Genomic DNA, 4,618 nt, shown 5'->3' with positions numbered 1-4,618 from the left:
AAAAGATCGCGCAGGACCCGGGTGAAGGCTCGGGCGCTGTGCTCTTCGCCGGCATGCCGGCCATCGCGCACCACCCACTGACCATTGACCAGTACATCGCGCACCTGACGATCGCCGCCGGCGAACAACCAGCGATTGAGAATCCCGTCCCCCGCAGCCGTCGCCAGATACGGATCGCTACCGTCCAGGACAATCCAGTCCGCGCGCTTGCCCACTTCCAGCGCGCCGATCGGCTGCCCCAGCGCCTGTGCACCGCCGTCCAGCGCCGCGTCATACAGGGTGCGACCGACCATCGGCTGCTGCGCGCCATACAAGCGATTGCGCCGCTGATCACGCAGGCGCTGGCCATATTCCAGCCAGCGCAATTCCTCCACCACGCTCAGCGACACATGGCTGTCGGAACCGATACCCATGCGCCCGCCCTGGGCAAGAAAGTCCACCGCCGGGAAAATTCCGTCACCCAGATTAGCTTCAGTGGTCAGGCACAGCCCGGCGATCGCGCGACTGTTGGCCATCAGCGTGACTTCTTCCGGGTTGGCGTGGGTGGCGTGGACCAGACACCAGCGCTGATCGACTTCAGCGTTCTCGTAGAGCCATTGCAACGGACGGCGACCGCTCCAGCTCAGGCAATCGTCGACTTCTTTCTGCTGCTCGGCGATGTGGATGTGCACCGGGCATTGTTTGTCGCTGGCCGCCAACACTTCGCTGATTTGTTGCGGCGTCACCGCACGCAACGAGTGGAAACACAGGCCCAGCGATTGCGCCTTCTGCTGCGCCAGTAACGGCTGCAAACGCGCTTGCAGATTCAGATAGTTTTCAGTGCTGTTGATAAAGCGACGCTGGCCATCGTTGGGCGTTTGCCCGCCGAAACCGGAATGACTGTAGAGCACTGGCAGCAGGGTCAGGCCGATACCGCTTTCGCTGGCGGCCTGGCTGATGCGCAACGCCAGTTCCGCCGGATCGGCGTACGGCTGGCCGTTGCTGTCGTGGTGCACGTAGTGAAATTCGGCAACCGAGGTGTAACCGGCCTTGAGCATTTCGATGTACAGCTGACGGGCGATGATGCCGAGCTGATCGGGGCTGATTTTTCCGACGAGGCGGTACATCAGATCGCGCCAGGTCCAGAAACTGTCGTTGGGGTTGCCGGCCACTTCGGCCAATCCAGCCATGGCGCGCTGGAAGGCGTGAGAGTGCAGGTTGGGCATTCCCGGCAGCAACGGCCCGCGCAGGCCTTCGGCGCCGTCTGCGCTGGAATCGGCGTGGATTCGGGTCAACAGGCCATCGGCGCTGACCTCGAGACGTACATTGTTGGCCCATCCCTCAGGCAGCAGTGCGCGTTCGGCAAAGAAGGCGGACATCGTTCGGCACCCCATCGTGTGTTATTTGTATATACATATACAGACGTTTGCCTGCCCGGTAAACTCCGGCAAGCTAGTCACTTTCATCCAATGAACAGGGATCAACCGTGCCGACTCCGCCTCCAGTTTCTCCGTTGGCCGCGAACATGGGCGACAGTCCGGCGCCTTTGTACGCCCGCGTCAAACAGATGATCACCCAGCAGATCGACAGCGGTAACTGGCCGCCGCACTACCGCGTGCCGTCCGAAAGCGAACTGGTCAGCCAGCTCGGCTTCAGCCGCATGACCATCAACCGCGCCCTGCGCGAGATGACCGCCGACGGCCTGCTGGTGCGCATGCAAGGCGTGGGCACGTTTGTCGCCGAGCCGAAGAGCCAGTCCGCGCTGTTCGAGGTGCACAACATCGCCGATGAAATCGCCTCGCGCGGCCATCGCCATACCTGCCAGGTCATCACCCTCGAAGAAGAGGCCGCCGGTTCCGAACGCGCGCTGGCGCTGGACATGCGCGAAGGCCAGAAGGTCTTCCACTCGCTGATCGTGCATTACGAAAACGGCATTCCGGTGCAAATCGAAGACCGTTTCGTCAACGCCCTGGTCGCGCCGGAATACCTCAAGCAGGATTTCACCCTGCAAACGCCTTATGCCTATCTCAACCAGGTCGCGCCGCTGACCGAGGGCGAGCACGTGGTCGAAGCGATTCTTGCCGAGCCGTCGGAGTGCAAATTGCTGCAGATTGAAAAGGGCGAGCCGTGCCTGCTGATTCGCCGGCGAACCTGGTCGGGGCGTCAACCGGTGACGGCGGCGCGTTTGATCCACCCGGGCTCGCGTCATCGTCTGGAAGGGCGCTTTCATAAATGAATTATCAAGTGAAGGTTCTACGCGCTGAAGGCTACCCGCGCATGCCGTGGAAAAACGGCGGCGGCAGCACCGAGGAAATCACTCGCGATGCCGGCGCAGGCCTGGACGGTTTCGGCTGGCGCCTGTCGATTGCCGACATCACCGAATCGGGCGGTTTCTCGACATTCGCCGGTTACCAGCGAGTCATCACCGTGTTGCAGGGCGACGGCATGACCTTGTGCGTCGACGGTGACGATACCCGGCCATTGTTACCCCAGGACCCGTTTGCTTTCAGCGGCGAAAGCCAAGTGTCCTGCACCTTGCTCGGCGGTGCGATTCGCGACTTCAATCTGATCTACGCGCCGCAACGTTACAGCGCGCGATTGCAGTGGCTGGACGGTGAGCAGCGGTTTTTCAGCTCGGCATCGACGCTGCTGGTGTTCAGTGTCAGTGAGCTGATGGACGTGCGTGTTGGCGACGGCGTTTCGCAGCTCGGTCGGCATGATTGCCTGCAACTGGACGGCAACAGTGGGCTGGTCGAAGTCTCCACCCATGGCGCTTGCTGCATAGTCGAACTTCTCCAAAGCTGACCCCTGTGGCGAGGGGATAAATCCCCTCGCCACAAAAGCCATCCCCACTCTTGTTTCCCTTCCGCGCACCAACTTGTTACCGAACGCCCCAGCGTGGCGCAAAACCTCGCTGACCTGGCCCAGCCGCATCTCCTCAGAATCTCCTCCCGGAAAATTTCATTCACGCCAGAACCCTCGATTCAGGCGCTCTCCAGCCCTACCTCTGATTTTTCCTGAACACTCCTCCAGCAAGTTGGCCGCTTGATTGCATATGCTTGTATGTACAAGTAAAGACGTATGCGTATGAGTCGTCCGAGACTCTCCGCAGCGTCCACTGATTCGCTTGTCGCGCAGCACAGCGCGCAGGCTGCTGCCCACTGCCAGGGTTGGTTTGAATTGATCGCTGAGGAGTCTTTTTCGTGACTGACAATACCCAGAACAGCAACAAGTTTCGTGACGTGCAGATCCGCGCCGCACGCGGTAACACGCTGACCGCCAAGAGCTGGCTGACTGAAGCGCCGCTGCGCATGTTGATGAACAACCTCGACCCGGAAGTCGCCGAGAACCCGAAAGAACTGGTGGTCTATGGTGGCATCGGCCGCGCTGCGCGGAACTGGGAGTGCTACGACAAGATCGTTGAAAGCCTGATTAATCTGAACGACGATGAAACCCTGCTGGTGCAGTCGGGCAAGCCGGTCGGCGTATTCAAGACTCATAGCAACGCGCCGCGCGTGCTGATCGCCAACTCCAACCTGGTGCCGCACTGGGCGAGCTGGGAACACTTCAACGAACTCGACGCCAAAGGCCTGGCCATGTACGGCCAGATGACCGCCGGCAGCTGGATCTACATCGGCAGCCAGGGCATCGTTCAGGGCACCTACGAAACCTTCGTTGAAGCTGGCCGCCAGCATTACAACGCTGACCTGAAGGGTCGCTGGGTGTTGACCGCAGGCCTCGGTGGCATGGGTGGCGCACAACCGCTGGCCGCCACCCTGGCCGGTGCCTGCTCGCTGAATATCGAATGCCAGCAGGTCAGCATCGATTTCCGCCTGAAGAGCCGTTACGTCGATGAGCAAGCCAAAGACCTCGACGACGCTTTAGCGCGTATCGACAAATACACCAAAGAAGGCAAAGCGATTTCCATCGCGCTGCTCGGCAACGCGGCGGAAATCCTCCCGGAACTGGTCAAGCGCGGCGTGCGCCCGGACATGGTCACCGACCAGACCAGCGCCCACGACCCGCTCAACGGTTACCTGCCGGCCGGCTGGAGCTGGGACGAATACCGCGCCCGCGCCAAGACCGAACCGGCCGCTGTGATCAAAGCCGCCAAGCAGTCGATGGCGGTGCACGTCAAAGCCATGCTGGAGTTCCAGAAGCAAGGCATCCCGACCTTCGACTACGGCAACAACATCCGTCAGATGGCTCAGGAAGAAGGCGTCGAAAACGCTTTCGATTTCCCGGGCTTCGTGCCGGCCTACATCCGTCCGCTGTTTTGCCGTGGCATCGGCCCGTTCCGTTGGGCGGCATTGTCGGGTGATCCGCAGGACATCTACAAAACCGATGCCAAAGTCAAAGAGCTGATCCCGGACGACGCGCACCTGCACAACTGGCTGGACATGGCCCGTGAGCGCATCAGCTTCCAGGGTCTGCCGGCGCGTATCTGCTGGGTCGGTCTGGGCCAGCGCGCCAAGCTCGGTCTGGCGTTCAATGAAATGGTCCGTAGCGGTGAGCTGTCGGCACCCGTGGTGATCGGCCGCGACCACCTCGACTCCGGCTCGGTCGCCAGCCCGAACCGCGAAACCGAATCGATGCAGGACGGTTCCGACGCCGTCTCCGACTGGCCGCTGCTCAACGC

General features: G+C 61.4%; 4 protein-coding genes. 3 read left to right on the top strand and 1 reads right to left on the bottom strand.

The features are described from left to right. The coding region (locus D8U70_RS13020) for a formimidoylglutamate deiminase (protein WP_130929109.1) at positions 1-1,358 on the bottom strand (1,358 nt) is incomplete at its 3' end. A 146-nt stretch (positions 1,359-1,504) separates the two neighbouring features. Between D8U70_RS13020 and hutC the strand changes: the two genes are divergently transcribed. The 3 genes from hutC to hutU all read left to right on the top strand — a co-directional run. Beyond that, a complete protein-coding gene (hutC, locus tag D8U70_RS13015; RefSeq protein WP_162999786.1) occupies positions 1,505-2,215 on the top strand; it encodes a histidine utilization repressor in 711 nt (236 codons plus the stop codon). Then, the gene (locus D8U70_RS13010) at positions 2,212-2,784 is read left to right on the top strand and encodes a HutD family protein (RefSeq protein ID WP_130929039.1); all 573 of its coding nucleotides are present in this window, start codon (positions 2,212-2,214) and stop codon (positions 2,782-2,784) included. Before hutC ends, D8U70_RS13010 begins: the two co-directional genes overlap by 4 nt. Positions 2,785-3,182: 398 nt before the next feature. Next, a partial coding sequence (gene hutU / locus D8U70_RS13005; protein ID WP_130929038.1) for a urocanate hydratase occupies positions 3,183-4,618 on the top strand: 1,436 nt, incomplete at its 3' end.

Source organism: Pseudomonas sp. Sample_20 (genome assembly GCF_004307585.1).
Lineage (GTDB): Bacteria > Pseudomonadota > Gammaproteobacteria > Pseudomonadales > Pseudomonadaceae > Aquipseudomonas > Aquipseudomonas atacamensis.
This window is presented reverse-complemented; position numbering and strand designations above follow the sequence as displayed.